The organism is Ruminococcus sp. N15.MGS-57 (genome assembly GCF_000980385.1).
Classification (GTDB): Bacteria; Bacillota; Clostridia; order Oscillospirales; family Ruminococcaceae; genus Hominimerdicola; species Hominimerdicola aceti.
Genome location: NZ_LARF01000012.1, coordinates 25422 through 49001 on the forward strand (window position 1 = coordinate 25422; position 23580 = coordinate 49001).

A 23580-nucleotide genomic window follows, 5' to 3' on the forward strand; every position below is an offset into this window, starting at 1 on the left:
CCTTCCACATAAATTAAAACATGAAAGCACGCTGTTTTTGACAATAATTATCAAAAATATTTTTAATTTGTAGACTCAACTGAATTTGCCATACGAATTATGTCATCTTTGCACAAATTACCGTCTATTTCAAAAGCATAAGTTCCATCTGTCCATGCAATTATTGTATATTCACTGTCATATGAAATGAATGCTTTTTTGCCATTAATATCTACCCATTCAGTCTTCATATTTTCGGTATCTACCTGATTAGACACTGTCAAAGAACTTTGCGAATAGTTTATGTATTTATCGCCTGATATATAATGTATTTCATGCCTTGTATCGGTAGTGACAACAGATTTGATTTCAAATTCGCTAGGTACGAATGTCGGTACATACTTAACAAAATTATAAATGCTAAAATCGTCCAAAGAATTATCTTTTATATGCGTTATTTCAGCGTTTCTATTATTATCCTGTACAAAAACTCCAACAAACCATTCACGCAGCGGCGGTACGGCGGCGACTGTCACAGAGCCGACTGCAAGCACTGCAGCTATTATCGCCGCAGCAAATCTTAGAGTGATCTTTATATGTCTGTGACCGCTTTTTCTGTTAGTTTTTATCAGCTCGCCAATTCTCTGCTCATATTTTTCCGAAAAATCATGTGAAATTTTCTCAACAGCCAAATAATCCTTATAGTCTTCATCAATTATGCCTGTTTTTATTGCCCGTCTTAACTTATCATTCAAAACGATCACCACCGATCAAATCTAAAATTTGTCTTTTGGCTTTGTTCAGATAATTAAATACCGTTCTCTTAGAAATGCCCATGATCTGTGCGATCTCATCAGCGGTCAGATCATAATAAACCTTATATGCTATCACAGACTTTAGTTTATCATCCAGCTTTCTTACCGCATCTATAAGCAGATCTAAGTCAATATCATCATAAAAATCCTCACTCGGCTCATCTTCCACCTTAAGATCAAATATAGACGATGTTGGATTTTGATTTTCCTTATTGTAGATCGCATAACAGGCGTTTCTAATAGTTCTAATAAGATATGCGTCCATATCGTGCAAAGAATAATTGTGAATTTTTTTAAAACATTTTGCGATGCTGAAAAAAGCATTTGCACAAGCCTCTTCTGCCAGCGCAGAATTATTCAAGATCTTGTATGCAAAAGCATAGGCTATCTGACGATTTCTGTAATAAAAATCTTCAAAAGACGTCTGATCCTTATCGTTGTCTATCAAGGTCATACATACAGCTAACATTTGATTCCCCCTGAGTTACTTATGTTACTAAGTATAACACATATTGACATACTTTTCAAGATACCAACAAATAAACTTATAACCCGAAATTATAATACATTTTGCGATTTATACTTGTATAAAACTAACATGATCGAGCCATTCAATTTAGTTAAAGCTACAAAAATTCAAATATAAATCAACAATATGATGCACGAAACGACTACTTTCGCTATTATTTATAGTGTAAGACTAAAATAAATAGGAGGTTTTTATGGTAAACATAAATTCAGAAGTAATCGTTGAACGTATACAGAAAGACGGAGTAAACACTATAATCATAACAGCGGTCATAGCTATACTAAGCTGGATATTTAATATGTATCACAAAAGTGCAAACAAGTATCGTGACCAAAAAGACCAACAATTTCGTGAAGCAAGAGCTACATTTGAATCGGCTTTAAAGCAGATCAACAAAGATGATACTGATTTTAATGAATTTTATGATTTATTAAAATACACTAAAACGACTGAGGAATATTATCAGTTAGATCAGTTAATTAATGATAAAAATGAGGTTGAAATAAAGAAATACATAACTGGTAGAATATTTGAATTAAATGACAAAAATCCAACTCCATTTAATGAATCTGAATTTGCATACAAAATTATACTTGGAAAGATACGAAATTTAAGAATATATGAGAATATTGTTGTTCCTACACTTTATACATTATTTACAGTGATTGTAATTACGATTGCTATAGGATTAGTATTGAATATAAATAACAACCCTTTAGGCTGTTTGGTATTAGCAAACATATTAATATCCGCTATTTTCTTTGTAACGTATGGTTCACTCTTGCTTGATGACGATAAAGTTTTCTTATCATCATCTTTAGTAAAAATACTTGTTATTCTAGAATTTGTCGCCGCTACAACCGTTGAGTATAATCAGAAATTCGGCAATGCTTTTGCCCTTTTTGTAAATGTATGTTTCTTTATAACAACAGTTGTTTCAGCACATCTAAACAATGTAAAAAACATTACTCGTATCTTAAACAAAAAGAGCAAATTGCGTGGTTATAATATGATCATGTCTTTCGTAAAATCACAAAATGGTGAACTTTTGTCAGATGAAAAACTGGTATCTTTCATTTACTTTTTCAACCATAAGATCTATGGCATTTATCAATTCAAAAAAATTGAGAATAACAAATTAGTTTTGGTCAAAGAAATAAGGAAGTCATACTATGATTCAATAATCGATCAAAAAAAGGTCTTTTCAGAAATTGAAGAAAACTCCAAATGCAGAATTATTCAATAAGATAGGCATTACCTTGAATCTAATAGCCAAACCTGAAAAAGCCAACCGCACCCAAATGGATGCGATCGGCTTTTTTATCTTATTCTATTTTTTTACCCCAGCTTCAAAACATTCAGCAAGAATATCCAGCTAGTTCCATAGTAAGCCACAACTGCCACCAGATCGTTCAGCGTGGTTATCATAGGGCCTGACGCAACGGCAGGGTCTATCTTTATTTTCTTGAAGAAAAGCGGTGTGAGCGTTCCCACTGCGCTTGATACTATTATGGCAAGTATAAGTGAAATGCCTATACAGCCCGACATTGCAAAGGAGTATACCAGCCCCTTGCCCTTGAAGAAGAAAATATACAGCCCCACTGCTATGAACGACAGCACGCCTATAAGAGTGCCGTTTAGAAGTCCAACTCGCATTTCTTTTGACACAAGGTGAAGCTTCTGCTTTGCAGTAAGTCCTCCGTCTGTAAGCACACGGATAGTCACTGCAAGGGATTGTGTACCAACATTTCCTGCCATGTCAAGTATCAGCGATTGAAACGCCACAATAAGAGTGAGCTGTGCAACAACTTTCTCAAACGCTCCCACCACTGTTGACACCACCATGCCAAGTCCCAACAGCACAAGAAGCCACGGCAATCTCTTTTTCACACTCTGCAACACAGGCTCGTTAAGATCCTCCTCTGCAGAAAGACCACCAAGCTTTGCATAATCCTCGCCCATTTCATCATCTGACGCCTCGATGATATTTTGCGCGGTGATAACTCCCAGCAGTCTGTTTGAATCGTCAAGCACCGGTATAATATACTCTGAATAATCCTTCAGTTTTTCGATACAATCGGCAGTCTGCTCGTTGGCGTAAACATATGGGAAAGAAGTTGCCGTTATGCTCTCAAGTTCCACCTCGCTGTCAGCCGTGATAAGATCCTTCAGATCTATAGCTCCGCTGAAAACCTTATTTTCGTCCACCACGAACAGCGTTGAGATGTTGTCATTTTTTCTCGCCTGACTAACAAGAGCGTTCATTGCCTGCTTTACAGTCATGTCTTCGTCAATGATAATGCAGTTCGTAGTCATTCTGCTTCCTATCTCTTCCTCATCAAATGAAGCGATAAGCTTGAGTTCACTGCGTACATCAGGTGCAACAGCGTCTATAATAAGGCTTCTCCTGTCCTTATCTGTTTCAGACAGAATATTCACCGCTGTATCAGTGTCAAGCTCCGATATAAGCTCCGAAGCCTTGTGGATATCCATTTCCCTGAGATACTCCCCTGCCTGCTTTTCGTCAAGATATTCAAATATCTCTGCCAGCATTTCAAGACTGCACACACGATAGAATTTTCTTCTGTTGAGAACAGAAAACGTACTTATTACCTCTGCGATATCACTGCCATGATAATCGTCAAGCTTGTTCATCATGGCTTTCGGGGAATCATTGCTGTTGATGACAGCGGTTATCTCGTCGCAGTGAATGTTCTTTACTGCGTCCTCGTTTAAAATTACATTTTTGTTCAGTTCATTTTTGTTCAGTTCATTTTTCTTCATTTGCTTGTCCTCCGTTTCATTTTTTTATGACGTGAGGGACAAACAGGCATAAAAATGCCCGTGCATGACAGGTCACACACGGGCAGATATATCAGATCACAACGAATAAAACGGCAACGCAAAGCGAAGCCCGTCGGCTGTGTTCACATATATACATAATCGCCCGTTAGACCCGCAACTGTCGCAGTTTGCCACTTTATTCACCTCCGTATTATCTTAGTCCTTTGATATTATACCATTTTAGCAAAGATCTATCAACACCCAAAATCTTATTTTAATATTAAAAAGCTGTTAAAGCAATGGTGCAAATATCCTTAGCACGCCGTCAATGAGCCGTCCAAAGAAACCACGCTTTGTGTCCTCAAGCGTGCGCTGTCTGCACTTGCTCTGGGTTTCAAGGATATCCGCCTTGAAAGTCTTTATTATAGACGAATCATAGAATATAGAACTGCACTCAAAATGCAGGAAAAGACTTCTGTAATCAAGATTTACCGAACCAAGAACCGCAAGCTTGTCATCACATATACAGCCCTTTGCGTGAACAAACCCAGGGGTGTATTCATATATCTTCACTCCTGCCTCGATAAGCTGACGATAATAGCTTCTCGAAAGCCTGAAAACCACCTTTTTGTCAGCGATACCTGGCATTATGATGCGCACGTCGACCCCACGTTTAGCCGCCCTTATAAAAGCGTCAAAAAGGCTGTCACCAAGCATAAGATACGGTGTGTAGAACCACATATAATCGCTTGCGGCATAGAGCATCTCAGAAAAAAACGTGTTGCTCACATTTTCGTCCACCATAGGGGAATCATAATAAGGCAAAACATAGCCGTCGCCACCCTTGCCCTCTTTTTCAAAGCTCTCCCCAACAAGGTCATGAGGTATCATGTCATTTGAAAAAGCGTTCCAGAACTCCATAAACATATAGGTGTAGCTTTTTACGCCCTCGCCTGTTATCTTAAAGCCGATATCTTTCCAGTGACCATATTTCGAGCCTATGTTTATATACTCGTCCGAAAGATTTATTCCGCCGCTGTATGCAACTCTGCCGTCCACCACCATTATTTTTCTGTGGTCACGGTTGTTGAGCTGTGATTTTATAAAAAGGAACGGATTGAAAGGCACACATTTTATACCTTTCTCCCCAAGCTTCAAAGCGTCTGCAAGAGAATATGTTGCGATACTTCCAAGGTCGTCATACATTATCCTCACATCAACGCCCTGAGCCGCCTTTTTCGCCATGATATCCACCACAGTGTTAAGAAACTTGCCGTTTTGCAAAATAAAATACTCCGCAAAAATATATTTCTCAGCCTTTTCAAGCTCCTTGCACATATCAGCGAACATTTCCTCGCCCACGGAAAAATACTCTGCGCTGTCAAGCTTCACCATAGGAAATCCCGTTGCATCGCTTATCCTTTTCACCGATTGAGCAAGCCTTTTGTCCTCACGTTCAAGCTCCCCTATGCACTTTTCCCCGTCAGGGAGCTCATAGTCCATGTGAAGCCTTGCCTTTGTGATATTCTTTTCAAGCTTTTTCGCAGTATTGTTATTGCCGAAAATTATATACATAACTGCACCAAGCACGGGAAAAGTAAGTATCACAATAAGCCAAAGGGTCTTGTAGCTGCTCTCCTCACGCTTTGTGTTGATATAAAGCACAAACAGAAATGACAGCACAGTAAGCACGATGCTGAGAAGCCCTGCCGCCTTGCTGAGCCATTTAAGTATGAGAAGATACCACAAAAACTGCATCGCCACAGGGACTATCACCGCCACCACTCTGCCTGCTATTTTCTTTACATTGTTCCACGTCAACTCCGTTTCGCTCCTTTCATTTATCATCTTAGGACAACAAAACACTATCATTATGCGATGTTACCATTATTATAACAATTTTTTTAACATAAGTCAACGCCATTGATTTTATTATTAAAAAGTGTTATATTAAATATGAGATATGTCCTGCTGATAGCTTTGTCTGTAGGCGGACGAACAGTGTTCGCCCCTACAAAAATAATATAATTGATAACGGAGGTAACAAAATGTGTACTGCGGCAACTTATAAAACGAACGATTTTTACTTTGGAAGAACTCTTGACTATGAAAGCTCCTACGGCGAGGAAATAGTCATAATGCCAAGAAACTTTCCCCTTAACTTTGTTAATATGGGCAGGATAGCTACCCATTATGCGGTAATAGGCACTGCTCATGTTGCTCAGGATTATCCTCTTTTCTATGACGCCGCCAATGAAAAAGGTCTTGCCATGGCAGGTCTTAACTTTGTTGGCAATGCCTTTTACCGTGATGATATCGACGGCAGGGACAACGTTGCGCAGTTTGAGTTTATCCCATGGATACTCTGTCAATGTGCAAACGTGACAGAAGCAAGGACGCTTATAGAAAAGATAAACATAACCAAAACTCAGTTCAGCCCGCAAATGCCGTCAGGTCAGCTCCATTGGATAATAGCAGACAAGAACGATTGTATTGTAGTGGAATCTGTAAAAGAGGGCATAAAGGTCTATGACGATCCCGTGGGAGTGCTGACGAACAATCCTCCATTCGATATGCAGATGTTCAGGCTCAACGATTTCCGTGGACTTTCTCCAAAACAGCCTGAAAACACTTTTTCAGACAAGCTTGACCTTACTTCCTACAGCCGTGGCATGGGTGCAATGGGTCTGCCAGGTGACTTATCCTCACAGTCAAGATTTGTAAGAGCCGCATTTGTGAAAATGAACTCACGCTCCGCCCCTGACGAGCAGGACAGCGTGAGCCAGTTTTTCCACATTTTAAACTCAGTTGACCAACAAAGAGGCTGCTGCGAGGTGGCAGAGAGCAAGTATGAGATAACCATTTATACAAGCTGCTGCAATACTGACAAGGGCATTTACTATTACACCACCTACAACGGACATCAGATATCCGCTGTTGATATGCACAAAGAAGACCTTGACTCCGCCAAGCTTATTGCCTACCCTATGATAACGGGCGAGATAATAAACTTTCAGAACTAGCAAACGCTCCGTACAAAATCTGTACGGAGCGTTTTTATTACTCAAATCTGAAATATTCAAAATCGAAATTGCTGCCCGGCAGGAAAGCGAATGAAACTTTCTGTTTGCCGCTGATATCTGAGATATCAAAGCTCTTCTGAGCATAATTTTCGCTGTCATCTGTCCTGAACTCGCAGAGTATACGGCTTTCACCCTCACTGCCGTTCAAAATAAGATGTATACTGTTGAGGGCAAGCGGTGACTTTCCGCTTATAACGAGCCTGCTCGGCTGTTTTTCAGAGAAATCGAACTCGCCAAAATCAAGCATAACATTGTTGCCTATCTCAGTCACACACTTTTCGCCCTTTGTGAACTTGTCACCATAAATGTTGTCAGCATCAGCCGCATTATTCACCGCAAACTCACGGCTCACCTTTTCAAAGTTGAAACCGCCCACTTGGAAACCGTCATCAGTAAGGATACAAAGGGTCTCAATACCCTTGAGCTTTCTTGAAAGCTTGAAAGTTTCAGGCTTGAAGATCATCCACTCAGGCTCTTTGTGATAACAAAACGTGCCAAGAAGCTTGCCGCTCTCCTCAGGTATTCCGTCATAGAAGCTTATTTTAACAGGGTCAAGGGTGTTCGCCCATATCTGCACCGTAACAGTGTCAGAGCCTGAACTGCCGAAGTCAAGATTATCATATGCCGCCCATGATGTTACCTTGCCCATTGCAAAGCCTACACCCTTCTTCATGCCGCTTGAAACGTTGTCGCTCGCCCTTGTGAATAGTCCGCCGATAACAAACTGATATGGGTCGGTAAGTGCGTTTCCAAGTCCCTCAGCGGTGAATTTGAGCATAGATATGATGTGATAACGCTCAGTGCCGTTTTTGCACATTGCACGAAGCCAGAAGCTTCCATCACCCTTTGCTTTCACCTTAATGCTGTCTGCTGTTACCTCGCACTCTGCAAGATTAGATGTTATGCCCTTTTCATTTGTCACCCTGAACTCGATATCCTCAGCATAATCCGAATTGACAGGGAGCGCCTTATATTTCACCGTTATCTCAGGGTTATCCTTGTCAAGAGTAAAAGTATCAGTATAAAGTTCTATCTTTCTAACAGGTATCTCGTCTGTCCTGCCACACTCGGTAGGAGCAAAGCCCACGTTTTCAAGCGACGATGTACCGCTGTCATATTCCGCCTCAACAGCATCAAGGGTAACAACACAGTCAGGCAGACCCTTTGATGTAAGCGTTACCTTTATCTCCCCCGTCTTATCAGCCACACCAATAACAGCAAGCATTTTTCCTGAGAAAAGTCTGCGTGATGTGCCTTTATACTGGTCATAGTCTGTGCTGTCGCCGTTGTCAAGACCCATAAGCCTTGCCGCACCCTCAACGCTGACGTTCACACGGTTGTTGGCGTTTGCGCAGAAAGTGCCGTCCTTGTCAAATGCGGATATCTCAATATAAACAAGGTCAGAGCCGTCTGCAAGTATCTCCGTCTTGTCAGGGGCAGCTTCTATTCTAACAGCGTCCCCGAATGAACGCTGCATATCCTCTGCGATGATATTTCCATTCTCGTCATATGCAACAGCTTTAAGCTCGCCCTTTTCATATGGTATGATATAGTTCGCTGTCAGCTCCTTGCCATGCTTGTGGTCTATATCATATGCACCCATTGAAACGCCGTCCTTGAAAAGCTCAACTCTCGGAGCATTTGAGCAAACTCTCACGTCACAAGGAAGTCCGTCGCTGAAATCCCAGTATGGGAAAATATGCACGAATGGCTCGGTCTTATAGTCTGTCCACTCTGCACGGAAAACATATGCACTGTCCTTTGCAAAGCCTGCTGTGTCGAACTGACCGAAGTAGGAATTTTTCGTGCTGTATGGAGTAGGCTCGCCTATGTAGTCAAAGCCTGTCCAAATGAACTGACCTGCACAATATTCTGCGTCACGGTCAGGGATAATGCAAGCTTCAGTATTTTTTGCGCCCCAGCCTGTGCAGCTATTGCCCAAAGATGAACACTGCTCGTCATCATCAGTTAGCAAGGTTTCAGACAGTGGGAAATGATAAATTCCACGGCTCTGAACAACAGAAGCCGTTTCGCTTCCGTATATCATCCAGTCAGGGTGAGCGGCGTGGTGTTCCTCATAAAGTCTTTCACCGTAGTTATAGCCTGCAAGCTTGAGAATATCAGCGCATTTCTGACCGTTCTCCCACTGCATATAGTTAGAGCCGAATGTGACATAGCCGTTGCCCTCAGGGTCATGGAGCCTAACGAGCCTTTTAAGCCAAGCCGTTACCTCCTGACCTCTCTCGTCAGCGTGAGTGTCAAAAATCTCATTTCCCACACTCCAACCTATGATAGAAGGGTGGTTTCTGTCACGGCGCACCCATGAAGCAACGTCCTTTTCTACCCACTCATCAAAAAATCTGGCATAGTCATAGTCGGTCTTTGACCTCTCCCACATATCAAAGCCCTCAGAGAGAATGAGCATACCTGTTTCGTCAGCGATGTCCATAAACTCCTCTGCAGGCATATTGTGAGAGGTTCTGATAGCGTTGATGCCCATTTTGCGTAGCTTTTTAAATCTTCTCCTTATAGCCGCAGGATTGGAAACTGCCCCAAGACAGCCGTTGTCATGATGTTCGCATGAGCCGTGGAGCTTAACGTGTCTGCCATTGAGATAAAAACCGCTGTCGCACTTGAATTTGATAGTCCTGAAGCCGAATTTCTGACTTACACGCTGTACACAGCCGCCGTCCACAAGGATTTCCGACGCCATGGTGTAAAGCACAGGCGAGGTGATATCCCAAAGCTCAGGGTCTTTCACTGTCATGGTCTGAGCGGTGAGAGAATAGCTCACGCCTTTCACACGCACAGCCTCAGGTATGCAGGAAATATCCGCCCCACAAGCGTCAGACTCATAGCTTGCCACCTCTTTGCCGTCCTTGTCGAGGATAGTGTTTTTAATGCGTATGCCACCAAGAGGAGTACCCACAGGTCGGAGCATCTCAGCCTTCACAGTCACCTGCCAGCCGTCCTCCTGCTTTGACGTGGTGATATAAATGCCGTCATTGCCGAAGCGTATCTCAGGGCTTTCGCAAAGCCAAACCTTTCTGAAAATGCCTGCTCCTGAATACCACCTGGAGTTTGGCGCGTGGTGATCCACACGGACAGTAATAATGTTCTCTCCGTTCTTGACAAGGTCGGTGATATCGAACATAAATGCCGAGTAGCCGTATTTCCACTCCCCTGCCAAAGCACCATTCACATACACCTTGCTGTCCATGTAAACTCCGTCAAAGCGGATAAAAGTGCGTATGCCCTCTTTCTTTTGATAAGAAAAAGCCTTTCTGTACCAGCCTGTAGAAGTTTCATATAGGTCATTTGTATTATAAATAAGCCAATCGTGAGGAATGTCCACAGGCTTGAAAGCAAAGTCCTCTGAGTAGTCAGAGCCGAAAGCCGCCTTGTAAAATTCCCAATCGTTGCAAAAAAGCTTTCTGTCTGAGTATGTTTCACAGATATCCATAAAAACTCCTTTATATTTTACTTATCTGAATATGAAAATGTGCGTTTATCAAAGGCTTTTCAAGCTGATATTTCTCTGCAAGCCTTGGTCCGCAGGAGTTAGAACCTACCCCTGCCATTGCATAGTCAACGCAGATAACATTGCTCTCGCACCTTTCAAGCTCATAGTTATGTGCCTTTGCCGCAAGCTCCTCCTGCGAAAACTGAGAAGCGTTGAATGAAAACTCCTCTCCTGCAGTGAACATCACACTTGTGTCCTCACTGCTCACAGTGAGATATCTGCACCCATAGTGCGATGAATTTTCCTGCGGTCTTATATAATCCTCGTGCATATCCCCGATATCAGCCGCAAATTTGCCCATATAGCAAGCCTGACGCTTGTCAATGTAGCTTTCTGTAGGACCATATCCGAAATATTCCGCCCTTGAAAAATCTTTTGGCATGAAAAGCCTTATACCGAACCTTGGAAGCATATCTATCTTATTTGAAAACTCCGCTTCGCATTTTATGTCAAGCCCACTGCCGTCAATAACATAAACAGCTTTCAGCCTGCAAAACGGCTGTTGTATAGACCAGCCAAAAGACTGTGTAACGCTTATCTCCGCTCCGTTCTCGCTCGCTGAAAGCTCACAGCCGTAGCTTTTCACATCAAAGTCATTAAGATGCACCTTGTACCAATTGTACTTCATGACATCATTATCCGTAGGCGCACGGAAGAAGTTATACTGCAAAGGTCTGTCAAGAAGTTCTCTGCCGCCGAATTTCACAGAAACAAATGCCGACTTACGCTTGTCAAAGCGGTAAACAACATCTCCCACTGTCACAGTGATACAAAGTGGAGTTTCCTCTGCCTTTACCTTAGCTTTCGCCTTTTCCACAACCGCTTTCCTGCCATCAGCTATTTTCAGTTGGTCAAAGCATACCTCATAGCCTTTCTCACAGTATTCGGTATCCTCTTTAGCAGTGAAAATAAACCTTATGAATGTTTCATTTTCATACTCCGCTGTATCATCGGGAACATTCACCACAGTGCTTCCCATAGGCTCGATGTCAAAATCCACTCTGCCGATATGGATAATACCGTTTTTGTCCGTTATCTCATAGCGGCAATCGAGAATATCCCCAGCGTTTACAAACTCCAGCGTGCTTGAAAAAACAAAGCTTCCCTCGCTTTCCCCTTTTGTTACTCGCACAGGTCTGTATACCTGCTTTACCTCAAGCAGTCCCGTGTGTGGCGTTCTGTCAGGGTAAACAAGACCGTCCATGCAGAAATTGCTGTCATTGTGTCTTTCCCCAAAATCTCCGCCGTAGCCGTATTTTATCTTACCCTCAGCCGTCTTACCAAGCGGTACAGAATGGTCGCACCACTCCCACACAAAGCCACCGCAGAAACGCTCATTGGAATAGAACACATTGTGATAATCCTCCAGATCTCCCGGGCCATTTCCCATGGCGTGGCAGTATTCACACTGCACAAGAGGTCTGTTTTCCTCAGGCTTTTCAAGATAGCCTTTCAGCCCGTTTAGATCCCAGTACATACCCGAAACTACGTCAAGCACGCTGTCGGAAGTTCCGTCAAGGCAGTGTGTGCTTTCATAATGCACAAGCCTTGTATCATCAAGCCTCTTTATAAGCTCAGCTTCATCGAGCATATTTTTGCCATATCCGCTCTCATTACCCAGCGACCAGAACACCACGCAAGGGCGGTTGATGTCACGCTTTACAAGACATTCCGCACGATCTTTTATGGCATTGCCAAACCTATCGTCGCAAGCAAGCATCGCAATGCCGTTGTAATCTGAATAGTCCCACTTGTAGTCATAATAGACCTCCACACAGCCATGTGACTCCAGATCCGCTTCATCAATAACATAAAGCCCCAGCCTGTCGCAAAGCTGATAAAACATAGGGGAGTTAGGATAATGTGACGTTCTCACAGCGTTTATGTTGTGCTTTTTCATAAGCACAAGGTCAGCTCTCATCTGCTCATAAGAAGCATAATATCCCGTGTCAGGATAGCTGTCATGACGATTTACACCCTTGAACTTCACCGCCCTGCCGTTTATCTTAACAACGCCCTTATCCACCTTTACATCTCTGAAGCCAACCTCCTCGCCGATAACCTCGTCGCCTGCATTGATAGTAAGCCTGTAAAGATACGGCGTTTCAGCACTCCAAAGCTTGACGTTCTCTAACTTTATCTCAACGCTCTCACCGTCATAAGCCGAAAACTGAGCCATTGTAACACCATCATCATCGCAAAGCTTTGCCGAAACATCACAGCCGAATACCGTAAACTTCAGCCTTGCAGAGCCATTTTCACCGAGAATAGTTTTCACGATATAATTTTCAAGACGCATTTTCGGTCTTGACAGCACATAAACATCTCTGAAAATTCCCGAAAGCCTTATCTTGTCCTGATCTTCAAGATAAGTTCCGTCGCACCATTTTAGCACAGCGGCAGTAATGATATTCCTGCCCTCAGCAAGATATGGTGTAATATCAAACTCAGCCGTAGCGTGAGAAACCTGTGAATATCCCACAAAGCTGTCGTTCACATACAAATAAACACAGCTATCCACGCCCTCGAACACAAGCACCCTGTCCATGCCGTCAGGGGAATAATCATATTCACGCTGATAAACTCCCACAGGTATATCGTCAGGCACAAAAGGCGGGTCAAATGGTATTGGATAGCACACGTTCGTATACTGCGGCTTGTCATAGCCGTAAAGCTGCCAGTTTGACGGCACCGGGATAGTGTTCTCAAACTTTTCGTGAATAAAATCGTCCTCTAGGTCTATTATGCTGTCATAATAACGAAAACCCCAGTTGCCGTTTAAAAGCTCCATTCGCTGAGAATTTTTACGGTCCTCAAAAGGATCCTGCCCCTTTGCAAACGGCACAAAATAGCAGTGCTTATCAAGCGTGCCAATGTGCAGCGCCTGAGTATCCTCATGATATATCATTTTCGATCTTGGCGAATTTTCCGCCGCAAGCTTTAAAATATCCATAGCTGTTCTCCTTTACAAGTTTATAAATTACTGTAATTATTTTATCAGCTATTGACAGGCAAGTCAATGAATGATATTATTAATTTATAACAATATGAATATGGAGTTGATATTTTTGTTCTTTGCCGATTATCCTATCCTGGGAAACGAAAAGTCCCTGCCACTATATCTGCAAAATATGGGTCATCATCACTGTCAGGATCACCTTATAAGACCCGAGGGCTATCACTATGACCAGATCCTCTACTGCACCAAAGGCAGCGGCACGCTTATCTTTGAGAATAAAGCCATTCCCATACCACATGATACCGCCATATTCATACCCGCTGAAACGCCCCACGAATACTATCCAGAAGAGGATATATGGGATATCCACTGGATAGTCCCCTGCGGATATGCCGCCAAGGATATCCTTACCCAGTTCGGCCTTACCGAGCTTAAAACCTTTCACCTCAGCGACACAAAAATGCTCGAGCATATTTTCCGCAAAATGCACAATGCTCTGCGAACCGACAGTATTTTCGGCAATTACAAAGCCTCTGGCTATTTGTATGATTTTCTTATGGAGTTTTACCGCCTTATCGCCTACAAAGACCCTGCCACATCAGTATCCTCCGCCCTTATGAAAGCACTGGACTATATAAACTACAACTATTTTTCACCTATCACAATGGACGAGCTTTGCAGTGTGTCAGGAGTAACTAAACAGCACCTTTGTCTGCTTTTTCGCAAAAAACTCAGTATGCGTCCAATGGAATACATCGCAAAACGTCGTATCCAAGAAGCCAAAGCCCTGCTCACCGGTACAGAAAAAAGCATCGAGCAGGTAGCCGAGGAAACAGGCTTTTGCTCAGAAAGCTATTTCTGCAAGCTTTTCAAAAGATACGAGGGCATGACCCCCTCCGCTTTCCGCCAGATCAAATAACCACAAACAAAAAAAGAGCCGCCCAAAGGCAGCTCAATTATGCAGAAAAATTAGCCCTGCTCCTTCATCTTAGCGAAACACTCGCTGCAGTAAACAGGTCTGTCCTCTCTTGGCTTGAAAGGAATAACAGCCTCGCCGCCGCAAGAAGCACAAGTTGCTGTATAAGTCTGTCTTTCAGACTTTGTAGCAGCCTTTCTTGCATCTCTGCAAGCTTTACATCTCTGTGGCTCATTTACGAAACCTTTCTCAGCATAGAACTCCTGCTCGCCTGCTGTGAAAACGAACTCGTTTCCGCACTCCTTACATACTAATGTCTTGTCTTCGTACATGGTTCTTACCTCATTACATAAAATTGTGCCTAGTCGGATTTGCACCGACACCTTTGAATAAACAACGCTCTGCTATTAAGCTATACGGCCATATTCCTATCTCAACAGTGATCTCAATTTCCGTCTGACTCTCTGCATTGCATTGTCTACCGCCTTTTCCGACGTGCCCAAGCCTAATGCTATCTGATTGTATGACATTCCTCTCAAAAACGATTGAAATACCTGCCACTCCTGCTCCGAAAGTGCAGAAGTGATCTTATCATAAAGCTCATTCAGCTCCTCACGCTCCACTACGACCTCCTCAGGTACAGTGCCACCGCCGCCAAGAATAGCCTCAAGGTCAGCTTCCTCGCCACCTGAAAGAAGTGCATTTCTGTGAACAGATGAAATGATCTTATTTTTTATACATTTTGTAGCGTAAGTTGAAAATTTCGCATTTTTGTCTTCACGATAGGTCCTAACCGCACCCAGAAGCCCCATAAGCCCCTCTTGGACAAGATCCTCGTGAACCTCGGCGCCATATTTTTTTGCCAGAAACTCCACCGTACAGATATATCTCGCAATAAGCTCACCGATAGCCGTTTTGTCACTCTGTGCATTTAGCACAAGCTGCTCATCTGAAAGCTTTTTCTGCTGATCCTGCCGATCGCCTCTCAAAAAATACCGCCCACCTAATCGTAGAAATTACCGCAAAGCCCCATTCTGACGCCACTGCGTAATGTTATAATACCATTTTAGACCATAAAAGTCAAGAGAATTGACGAAATCCGCCGTCCTTGTGAAAATATTTGTAACATACCACAGTTTTAAGAATGTATTCTTGTGATTTTCAACAAACAAAAAGTCAGCCGTGTCGAAATACACGGCTGACCGCAATTTACGCAACTTTGATGTTATACACGGCAGTATTTTGCTCTGCCATCGCTGAAAATATCCCCTCCGTGGCAATCGTCAGCCACAACAAGAGGAAAATCCTCAACGTAAAGTTTTTTCACAGATTCACAGCCCAGCTCCTCAAAAGCCACTACCTCACAAGACTTTATGCAGTTGCAGGCAAGTGCGCCTGCACCGCCTATAGCACAGAGATAGACCGCACCATTTCTTATCACGGCGTCCCTTACCTCTTGTGATCTCTCGCCCTTGCCGATCATTCCGCCCAATCCAAGATCAAGCAGCCTCGGAGCAAACCTATCCATTCTTCCTGAAGTGGTCGGTCCGCATGAACCGATAGGCTTTCCCTCAGGTGCAGGAGTAGGTCCGGCATAGTAGATAACAGCGTCTTTCAAAGGGATAGGAAGCTCCTTCCCCTGGTCAAGCAAAGCATTGAATCTTTTATGTGCAGCGTCCCTTGCAGTGTACACAACACCCGAAAGCAATATCTTGTCACCGCATTTAAGCTCTCCGCTCACCGCTTTAAGCTCCTCGGAACGCACCTTTCTTATTTCCGACATGACAAACCATTATTCAGCGTCATCATCGCTTACAAGAGAAAGACCATCGTCAATAAGATCTCTTGCAGTGTTTACAGCACCGATACTATTGCCATACAGATCGTTAAGTGATGTAACGAGCTGCTGAACAGTTTCGCTCAGACTTGTGAACTGTGTCTTAACAGACTCTCTCAGATCAGCAGACTGTGCTCTGATATTCTTAGCTTCGTTCTTAGCGTCGCTTACTACCTTTGCAGCCTCAGCATTTGCCTTTGATGTTACGTCAGCGGCTTCTGCGTTAGCCTTAGATGTAACAGCCTCAGCTTCAGCGTTAGCCTTAGAAGTTACCTCGGCAGCCTGCTTGTTTGCTGCACTTGTAACAGCTTCAGCCTCCTGCTTAGCGGCAGCCGTCATTGCGGCAGCGCTTGACTTAGCTGTCTGAAGTGTAGTATCAGCCTCTGTCTGAGCATTTGTAACAAGCTTCTGTGCCTGTGCGTTTGCGTCAGCAAGAACCTGATCCTGAAGCTGCTTAGCTTCATCTTCCATCTGCTTAGCTGCCTTCTTAGCTTCCTGAACGACCTTATTAGCTGTGTTCTGAGCCTCCATGAACACGCTTCCAAGATCGAATGCAGGAGTGGCTGTGCCGGCATTAGCCTCAGCAGTTTCGAGCTTCTCTTTAAGATCCTCGATCTCCTGCTTCTGCTTTTCAAGCTCAGCGTCCTTTTCAGTTACCTGCTGCTCATAGTCAGCGATACGAACCTTCATTGTATCAGTATTAGCCATAAGCTCGGCTATCTTGTTTTTAGCCTCTTCTACCTTTTTCTCAAGTTCCTTCTTGCCCTCGAAGTCCTGCTTCTGAGCGCCGCCCTGCTTCTCAAGACGTTCGATAGTTTCGTTCTGGTCATTGACCTGAGCCTCAAGAGTATAAATTTTAGAAGTAAGGTCGTCTACATAAGCAAGAACGTCCTGCTTATCAAATCCGCCGACTCTAACCGTTCTTAAATAACCATTACTAGCCATTTCAATCCCTCCACATTAGTGATTATCTCTATTATACAATAAACCACGTTATTTTTCAACTGATTTAAGCCGTTTTCAAAAATTTCATTATTCCATACAAAATAGCAACTGAAATTTATACAAAATGTCTTAAAATCATATTTATCACAGAATAATTATATCAAATTTTCCGTAAGATTTCAAGTGCTTTTGCGAAAAATTTTCAATATCATGATAATTTTCTGAGAATACGAAAACCTCTTCGATTATGTAAACGTTTTCCGATTTTGGTTCAAACAAGGCGGACAGCGTAAACGCCGATCCGCCTTTGAAAGCATTATTACTTGTTCTTGAAGATATTGAAGATATCGTCGTAATAATTTGGATTATCAGCAGCCTTAACGCCAGCCTTGTGCATCGCTTCAGCGTCAGCCTTTGCGTCGTCAGCCTTCTGAGTAAAATTTGCAGTATATGTTGTCGCAGCCTTTGGTGCAGCAGCCTCAGGAACGTCATCTCTGTCAACAAAGTCAGCAGCGATAACAGTAACGTCCATAGCGTCCTTGGTATCAGGATTTGTACCGTTACCGAAGATGATCTCAACGTTATCGTCAGCAGCGTCTGCTATAGCAGCAGTAAGCTCGTCCATATCGCTGATAAGGAGATCCTCGCTCATTGTAACGTTTACGATAAGTCTTCTCGCACCCTTGATAGAAGTTTCAAGAAGGTCAGAAGAAATTACCTGATTGATGATATCCTGTACCTTATCCTTGCCCTCGCCGTGACCGATAGCAATATGCGCTCTGCCTGCGCCCTTAAGAATAGTAGTAACGTCAGCGAAGTCAACGTTGATCTCATCATGTCTTGTAATGATCTCAGCGATAGCGATAACGTCTGTCTTAAGAACTTCATCAGCGATAGCATAAGACTGCTTCATAGTGAGGCGCATCTCGTTTGTGATAAGGTTCTGGTTAGGGATAACGATAAGAGCGTCAACGTGCTTGATAAGAGCCTCGATACCCTTCTCTGCTCTCTCCATCTTCTTAGCGCCCTCAAATTTGAAAGGCTTTGTAACAACTGCGATAGTGAGCTTGTCAAGTGACTGTGCGATCTCAGCAACTACAGGTGCAGCACCAGTACCTGTTCCACCGCCCATACCTGCTGTGATGAATACCATGTCAGCGTCCTTGATAGCGTTCTCGATCTCGTCCTTGCTTTCCTGAGCGGAAGCCTCGCCGATCTCAGGCTTTGCACCTGCGCCCAGACCGTGAGTAAGCTTCTCACCTATCTGGATCTGTGTGTGTGCAGCTGACTTATGCAGTGCCTGGATATCAGTATTAACAGCGATATATTCAACATTTCCCTCGATACCGGCCTGTGCGATACAGTTAAGTGCGTTTCCACCGCCGCCACCGACACCGATTACCTTGATCTTTGCGCCTACGACTGGCTCTTCAACATACTCGTAACCCATAATAGAACTCCTCCTAAAAGCGAATTTTCATACTTCTCCGTATTTTTACATATCAATTTATCAAATCAAAAATAAAATGCAAAAAAGCCTATGTGCCGAATATGCACATAAATAGATACAATAATATATTATCATACTTTTGTCAAAAAGTAAAGAACTTAAATGAAACCATTATAAATTTTTTATTAATTATCAATAAAACGACTGATTTTTCAGTTTCATTTGTGTATACTATACAATTAGTTATCCTGACCCCTACCAATCTGTGTTCGTCTGATCGTCCACATAGCCGTTGTCAGCATATCCATTGTCGGTATAGCCCTGATCGCCGCCGTTATCATATTCCCAGTCGGTGTTTCCGTTCTCGTTTGTCCACTGATCTGTGCCTGTATTGTCAGCATCATCATTGCCGTCCCATGCGTTGGTATCGTCGCTGTAGCCTTGGCTATCGTCCCCTGACCATGAGTTATCACCGTCCCATGTGTTGCCGTCATCAATATTAGTATCAGCCGATACCGCACTGCTGCTGTCATCTGGCTTTGCAGAACTTGTGTCGTCAGGTTTTGACGACTCGTCCTGCGATTTCGGAATAGCCGAAATGCCGCTGTCAGCACCATTGTAAATAAGAGTACCCTCGTAATCGTCAGTAATGCTCTTGTCAATTACCGCCTTAAGATATGTAAGCTTGTATTCCATATCCACTGAGCTTCCAAGCTTTATTTCAAGCCTGCCGTCATACATAAGCTTAATATCCGAACGGGTGGTCAGGTCAATAGAGTCTATATTTTTAAATTTCAGGTCATGAAGATCATTCAGAAGCTCTTTAAGGATATCCGCCTTAAATGAATCCTCAGAAGCAAGCTTGTCGCCCTGACTAAGGCTTTTAAGCTCAAAGCCCTTTACAACAGGTATATCCCCTGTCGGAGCAGGATTTTTCGTTTCAAGTATCTTTCCCGAAGCAGACAGCACATAGTATGAATTTTTATACTCGATATCAGCCGCCTTTTCGGCCTCTGTGCAGGTTATAACAAGTGTTGACGGAAATTTCTTTGTGACCTTGACATCATCAAGATACACAAGAGTATCTTTCAAACGCTTTTCAACTATATCCGTATTCGTCCTCACAAGGTTTTGTCCCGTTGAAACGCCGCCCACGCCAAGGATCTGATCCTGCTCGTAAAGGGTAACGCCCTCTATTTTTATCTCCGACACATTAAAAAACAAAAACATACTCAGCACCAGCAGCAGCGCCGCAGCCGCAAAAAAGCTGGCAACATACACATTGCGCATATTCACTGTCTGCCGACGTGCCGCAGGCCGCTGTGAGTTCATTCTGTTTTCCTTGTAAGTTCCGTTCATTTTCCTCTTTCCTAACTGCTAGTAATTTACACGTTTTATGTTTCCACCCAGAAGCGTAAAAGCATTTTCAATGCAGTCATAGCCCCTGTCCATAAGCTTTATATTAGTGAGAGATGTTTCTCCCTCTGCCGAAAGCGCCGCCACAGCTAACGCCGCACCGCCTCTAAGGTCAGGCGCACGGACTTTTGCTCCGTAAAGCTCCTTCACGCCCTCGATAACAGCCACTTTTCCCTCTGTCTTTATATCCGCACCCATTCTCACAAGCTCGTCAACATGGCGGTAGCGGTTTTCAAAAATATTTTCCACCACCACACTGGTGCCTTTTGCCTTAGCAAGTGCCGCCGTGACTATCGCCTGAGCGTCCGTAGGGAATCCCGGGTAAGGCATAGTCCTCACCGTCCGCACAGCTTTTAGCTGTTTAGGTGCTTTTATAAATATCCTGTCCTCATATAGAAATACCTGACAGCCCATTTGCTCAAATATAGGTATGACCGCACGGATATCCCCTGCCCTTGCCCCAAGCAGACCTATCTCACCGCCTGTTGCCGCCGCCGCGCTCATAAAAGTCGCCGCAACTATCCTGTCGGGCATGACAGAGTACTCACAGCCGTGTAGCTTTTCCACACCGCTTATGGTTATCGTTCCGCCCCCTGCGCCGCTTATCTTTGCACCGCAGCAGTTCAGAAACTCCGCAAGATCGCATATCTCAGGCTCTCTTGCCGCATTGTATATCACCGTGTCGCCCTTTGCCAGAACAGCCGCAAGCATGATGTTCTCAGTCGCTCCCACAGAGGGGAACGAAAGGTCTATCCTAGCCCCTCTAAGCCCTCTCGGGCAGGTGCAGCTAAGCACGCCATACTCCTCGTTTATCCTGACGCCCATTTTTCTAAGTGCGCACAGGTGCATATCTATAGGTCTCGGACCAAGCTCACACCCTCCCGGGAATGACAGCCTGCATTCACCTGTTCTTCCAAGAACAGCTCCCAGAAAAACGATAGACGAACGCATCTCTCTCATAAGCTCATCTGGCACAAAGGTCTTTACAGCACCCCTTGCGTCCACAGTAACACAGCCGTCCTCACGGCTGCACCTTGCCCCAAGCACCGACAGAATGCGACAAGCCGCAAATACGTCCGAAAGTGCAGGACAGTTATGTAGCCTGATCTCTCCGTTTATAAGAACACACCCTGCCAGCAGCGGCAGAGCTGCGTTTTTTGCTCCCTGAACGGTTATCTCTCCGTTCAGCCTGCTTCCTCCCTGAATGATAAGCCGTTGCATAAGCGTCGCTCCTTTTAAGGTTTTGACTTATCTTATGCAGGACCGCCCATATAGGTTAAAGCTATTTGTTGATATATATCTCTGTAGCGTTTGAAACAGGCATAAAAGCAGGCAAACAAGGCAGATAGGAGTCCTTGCCTATCTTCTTTTTCATATCCTTAGTTGAAAGTATCATGCCGGTAACGCAATCGTCAAACGTACTATCGTCCATATCAGTAATATTCACAAGTATCCTTACAGTGACCTCCTTGCTGGAAAACGGAGGAACAGTGTCGCCTATGACCTCGCCGTCGCTGTTTGTTGTAACGCTGGTCGCATAGCATACCGCGTTGTCATATTCAGAAGAAACATGGCTGATCTCATACTGCGGTATCTTTATCTCAAAAGGAGACGGGTTTTTGATATTGAACACTATATCTGCAAAACGGTAGCTTGAACTCAACTCAGAACCAAAAGCTTCTTCGTTGTATACAGAATAATTTGACAGCGCATATGTTTTAAAATCCGTCATACCCATTGTTTTGAACACGTTGTCATCATATCTAACCACGCTCTTGTCTGCGTCGTTGAAAAACAGCGGTGGGAAGAAGAACACCATAAGCACAAGCACGATAATAACAGCCACAACTGTCTTTATTATCTTGCTACGCTTTACATATGAATCTCCCACCTTTACTCCCTTGCTAAGACCTTTCGCCGCCTGCGCAGGCATAGCCGCAGCGTCCTCAAGGAAATCGTCCTCATCGTCCTCTTCCTTGTGCTTGGTAGGGTCATCGTAAGTCTTTGTGGCACGGTCGAACTCCCCTGCCTTGTTGAACTTTTCTCCGTCAAAAATCTCGTCGGCGGTGCGGTTCACTCCGCTGCCCTTGAACTTTTTATCTGACAGCTTTTTTATCTTGTCAACATCAGGCACTTCAATGCTGTCCATTGAAGCCCTCTTGTTATACTGTCTGTAATTCTTATCCATTATTTTATCCCCTTAAATTTTACGTTCCTTATCCCTTAATAAGTGGCTCTAAAGCCTTGAATATCCTGTCCTCAGTATCGGCAACATGAAGCTTTGCAGCGTTTTCCGAGCACTGTCTGAGCTTCTCAGGGTCTTCTATAAGCCCCTTTACAGTATCGATGAAAAGCTTTTCCGTCAAGTCTTTTTCTTCGATAACAAAGCCTGCTCCTGCGTTTTGCAATACCATGCCGTTGTAATACTGATGATTTTCAGCCACCATAGGCGACGGGATAAGCACAGAAGCTCTGCCCATTGCTTCAAGCTCCGCCAGCGAAGCTGCTCCGCACCTTGATATAACAAGGTCAGCCGCAGCCATTGCCACAGGCATATTGATATAATCCTTTATGATACGTCTGCTGTTGTTGATATCTATACCCATAGCCTCCAGCTTTTCAGGATAGTCCTTATAGCCCTGATAAGTGCCGTAGGAATGTATATGACACACCTTAACATCATTGTCCTGATACCATTTCAAAAGCTTTGCGATATTCTCATTAAGCACTCTCGCACCCAGACTTCCGCCTGTTGAAAGCACACATATTTCATTTTCATCAAAGCCAAGCTGTTTTTTAGCCTCCGACTTTGACATGGTGTTGAAAGCTCCCCTTACAGGCAGACCTGTCACCACCGTCTTAGCATTTTCGGGCATATACTTTTCTGCCTCTTTCACAGTGAGCAAAACAACGTCCGCAGACTTTGCAAGTATCTTGTTTGTCACGCCCGGAAAAGCGTTCTGCTCGTGAATAGCCGTCTTTATGCCCATTTTAGCGGCTTTTCTAACTATAGGTCCTGAAACATATCCTCCGGTTCCTATAACAAGATCAGGTCTTGCTTCCTTTATTATCTTCTTTGCAGTGCTTCCTGACTTTACAAGACACCCTGCCGCATGGATATTTCTTTTGAGATTTACCCAGTTAGGCTTTCTCTGAAAGCCCTCTATCTTTATAGGATAGAACTTATATCCTGCCGCAGGCACGAGCCTTGCTTCAAGCTTTTCAGGATTTCCCGCAAAGCTTATCTCAGCGTCAGGATAATGTTTTTTTATGATCTCCGCAATGGCAAGAGCAGGATTTACATGACCTGCCGTACCTCCGCCTGCAAGTAAAACTCTGAGCAT

General features: G+C 43.7%; 18 protein-coding genes. 3 read left to right on the plus strand and 15 right to left on the minus strand.

The annotated features are described in order from the left end of the window. Positions 1-62: 62 nt before the first annotated feature. Both WS40_RS03670 and WS40_RS03675 read right to left on the minus strand, forming a co-directional pair. Entirely contained in the window at positions 63-734 is a 672-nt protein-coding gene (locus WS40_RS03670) for a DUF4367 domain-containing protein (RefSeq protein ID WP_046440291.1), read from the minus strand. Then, positions 727-1263: an RNA polymerase sigma factor gene (locus tag WS40_RS03675; RefSeq protein WP_022288371.1), complete on the minus strand. Its 537-nt coding sequence runs from the start codon at positions 1261-1263 to the stop codon at positions 727-729. The genes WS40_RS03670 and WS40_RS03675 overlap by 8 nt, the downstream gene beginning before the upstream one ends. 253 nt (positions 1264-1516) lie before the next feature. Between WS40_RS03675 and WS40_RS03680 the strand changes: the two genes are divergently transcribed. Continuing rightward, positions 1517-2569 (plus strand): hypothetical protein, encoded by a 1053-nt coding sequence (locus WS40_RS03680; RefSeq protein WP_022288370.1) that lies wholly within the window; start codon positions 1517-1519, stop codon positions 2567-2569. Positions 2570-2661: 92 nt separating this feature from the next. On the opposite strand, the gene mgtE is transcribed toward WS40_RS03680, so the two are convergent. Together mgtE and cls are read right to left on the minus strand one after the other, a co-directional pair. Beyond that, positions 2662-4107 carry a magnesium transporter gene (gene mgtE, locus WS40_RS03685; protein WP_046440294.1) on the minus strand — a complete coding sequence of 482 codons (1446 nt, stop codon included), beginning with the start codon at positions 4105-4107 and terminating at the stop codon, positions 2662-2664. A 291-nt stretch (positions 4108-4398) separates the two neighbouring features. Beyond that, positions 4399-5928 (minus strand): cardiolipin synthase, encoded by a 1530-nt coding sequence (gene cls / locus WS40_RS03690; protein WP_325208397.1) that lies wholly within the window; start codon positions 5926-5928, stop codon positions 4399-4401. Between the two features lie 227 nt (positions 5929-6155). On the opposite strand from cls, the gene bsh reads away from it, so the two are divergent. Continuing rightward, the gene (gene bsh / locus WS40_RS03695; protein WP_046440296.1) at positions 6156-7130 is read left to right on the plus strand and encodes a choloylglycine hydrolase; all 975 of its coding nucleotides are present in this window, start codon (positions 6156-6158) and stop codon (positions 7128-7130) included. Positions 7131-7167: 37 nt separating this feature from the next. Here the strand turns inward: bsh and WS40_RS03700 are convergent, their stop codons facing one another. Beyond that, positions 7168-10653, minus strand: a complete 3486-nt coding sequence (locus WS40_RS03700; protein ID WP_046440298.1) for a glycoside hydrolase family 2 — start codon at positions 10651-10653, stop codon at positions 7168-7170. 10 nt (positions 10654-10663) lie between these two features. Further along, positions 10664-13666, minus strand: coding sequence for a glycoside hydrolase family 2 TIM barrel-domain containing protein (locus tag WS40_RS03705; protein WP_325208398.1), 3003 nt, complete (start codon positions 13664-13666; stop codon positions 10664-10666). 100 nt (positions 13667-13766) lie between these two features. On the opposite strand from WS40_RS03705, the gene WS40_RS03710 reads away from it, so the two are divergent. Beyond that, positions 13767-14591, plus strand: a complete 825-nt coding sequence (locus WS40_RS03710; protein WP_243271189.1) for an AraC family transcriptional regulator — start codon at positions 13767-13769, stop codon at positions 14589-14591. A 50-nt stretch (positions 14592-14641) separates the two neighbouring features. On the opposite strand, the gene WS40_RS03715 is transcribed toward WS40_RS03710, so the two are convergent. The 9 genes from WS40_RS03715 to murG all read right to left on the minus strand — a co-directional run bounded on the left by WS40_RS03715 (position 14642) and on the right by murG (position 23580). Then, positions 14642-14920: a zinc-ribbon domain containing protein gene (locus WS40_RS03715; RefSeq protein ID WP_022288363.1), complete on the minus strand. Its 279-nt coding sequence runs from the start codon at positions 14918-14920 to the stop codon at positions 14642-14644. A 96-nt stretch (positions 14921-15016) separates the two neighbouring features. After that, the gene (locus tag WS40_RS03720) at positions 15017-15577 is read right to left on the minus strand and encodes a sigma-70 family RNA polymerase sigma factor (RefSeq protein WP_046440300.1); all 561 of its coding nucleotides are present in this window, start codon (positions 15575-15577) and stop codon (positions 15017-15019) included. 236 nt (positions 15578-15813) lie between these two features. Further along, on the minus strand, positions 15814-16371 hold the full coding sequence (locus WS40_RS03725) for a FumA C-terminus/TtdB family hydratase beta subunit (RefSeq protein ID WP_046440302.1): 558 nt from the start codon (positions 16369-16371) through the stop codon (positions 15814-15816). A 9-nt stretch (positions 16372-16380) separates the two neighbouring features. Further along, on the minus strand, positions 16381-17370 hold the full coding sequence (locus WS40_RS03730) for a hypothetical protein (protein ID WP_022288360.1): 990 nt from the start codon (positions 17368-17370) through the stop codon (positions 16381-16383). A gap of 319 nt (positions 17371-17689) precedes the next feature. Beyond that, the gene (ftsZ, locus tag WS40_RS03735) at positions 17690-18820 is read right to left on the minus strand and encodes a cell division protein FtsZ (protein WP_022288359.1); all 1131 of its coding nucleotides are present in this window, start codon (positions 18818-18820) and stop codon (positions 17690-17692) included. A gap of 255 nt (positions 18821-19075) precedes the next feature. Beyond that, on the minus strand, positions 19076-20179 hold the full coding sequence (locus tag WS40_RS03740; protein ID WP_046440304.1) for a cell division protein FtsQ/DivIB: 1104 nt from the start codon (positions 20177-20179) through the stop codon (positions 19076-19078). Between the two features lie 18 nt (positions 20180-20197). After that, positions 20198-21457, minus strand: a complete 1260-nt coding sequence (gene murA, locus WS40_RS03745) for a UDP-N-acetylglucosamine 1-carboxyvinyltransferase (protein WP_022288357.1) — start codon at positions 21455-21457, stop codon at positions 20198-20200. Between the two features lie 61 nt (positions 21458-21518). After that, positions 21519-22424, minus strand: a complete 906-nt coding sequence (locus WS40_RS03750) for a hypothetical protein (protein WP_046440307.1) — start codon at positions 22422-22424, stop codon at positions 21519-21521. A 28-nt stretch (positions 22425-22452) separates the two neighbouring features. Further along, entirely contained in the window at positions 22453-23580 is a 1128-nt protein-coding gene (gene murG / locus WS40_RS03755) for an undecaprenyldiphospho-muramoylpentapeptide beta-N-acetylglucosaminyltransferase (RefSeq protein WP_046440310.1), read from the minus strand.

Coding starts and splice junctions, on each gene's coding strand:
- WS40_RS03675 (WP_022288371.1), bottom strand. CDS start 1,263: ATGTTAGCTGTATGTATGACCTTGATAGACAACGATAAGGATCAGACG.
- WS40_RS03680 (WP_022288370.1), top strand. CDS start 1,517: ATGGTAAACATAAATTCAGAAGTAATCGTTGAACGTATACAGAAAGAC.
- mgtE (WP_046440294.1), bottom strand. CDS start 4,107: ATGAAGAAAAATGAACTGAACAAAAATGAACTGAACAAAAATGTAATT.
- bsh (WP_046440296.1), top strand. CDS start 6,156: ATGTGTACTGCGGCAACTTATAAAACGAACGATTTTTACTTTGGAAGA.
- WS40_RS03700 (WP_046440298.1), bottom strand. CDS start 10,653: ATGGATATCTGTGAAACATACTCAGACAGAAAGCTTTTTTGCAACGAT.
- WS40_RS03705 (WP_325208398.1), bottom strand. CDS start 13,666: ATGGATATTTTAAAGCTTGCGGCGGAAAATTCGCCAAGATCGAAAATG.
- WS40_RS03710 (WP_243271189.1), top strand. CDS start 13,767: ATGGAGTTGATATTTTTGTTCTTTGCCGATTATCCTATCCTGGGAAAC.
- WS40_RS03715 (WP_022288363.1), bottom strand. CDS start 14,920: ATGTACGAAGACAAGACATTAGTATGTAAGGAGTGCGGAAACGAGTTC.
- WS40_RS03725 (WP_046440302.1), bottom strand. CDS start 16,371: ATGTCGGAAATAAGAAAGGTGCGTTCCGAGGAGCTTAAAGCGGTGAGC.
- WS40_RS03730 (WP_022288360.1), bottom strand. CDS start 17,370: ATGGCTAGTAATGGTTATTTAAGAACGGTTAGAGTCGGCGGATTTGAT.
- ftsZ (WP_022288359.1), bottom strand. CDS start 18,820: ATGGGTTACGAGTATGTTGAAGAGCCAGTCGTAGGCGCAAAGATCAAG.
- WS40_RS03740 (WP_046440304.1), bottom strand. CDS start 20,179: ATGAACGGAACTTACAAGGAAAACAGAATGAACTCACAGCGGCCTGCG.
- murA (WP_022288357.1), bottom strand. CDS start 21,457: ATGCAACGGCTTATCATTCAGGGAGGAAGCAGGCTGAACGGAGAGATA.
- WS40_RS03750 (WP_046440307.1), bottom strand. CDS start 22,424: ATGGATAAGAATTACAGACAGTATAACAAGAGGGCTTCAATGGACAGC.
- murG (WP_046440310.1), bottom strand. CDS start 23,580: ATGCTCAGAGTTTTACTTGCAGGCGGAGGTACGGCAGGTCATGTAAAT.